1 pseudogene is annotated in these 259 nt (G+C 69.1%); it reads right to left on the bottom strand.

The annotated features are described in order from the left end of the window. Positions 1 to 259, bottom strand: a pseudogene (locus QJT78_RS52550) (hypothetical protein); the annotation flags it as partial.

Raw genomic sequence — 259 nt, 5'->3', positions numbered from 1 at the left:
CCATGTCGATCCAGTAGCGACCGGTGGTCTGCTCGAGCACCGACATGACGCCGTGGATGTTCTCGGGCGAGATGCCGCCGGCATAGCCGACGAGCCTGTCGCCGCCGGGGTGCGCCGGCCAGGCCGTCGGGGTCTCGCCGCGGCCGCCGAGCGATCGAAGAGCCAGTCGACCGAGGTGTCGGCCGGGAATTGGTTGGCGCGGGTCTGCGCAATGCCGCGCGCCTTTCCCCAACCGTTGCGGAAGTGAATTATGCGGTCC

The organism is Bradyrhizobium sp. Mp27 (assembly GCF_029953005.1).
Taxonomy (GTDB): domain Bacteria; phylum Pseudomonadota; class Alphaproteobacteria; order Rhizobiales; family Xanthobacteraceae; genus Bradyrhizobium; species Bradyrhizobium barranii.
Note: the sequence above shows the minus strand (reverse complement) of the source record. Positions and strands in the feature narration are given on the sequence as shown.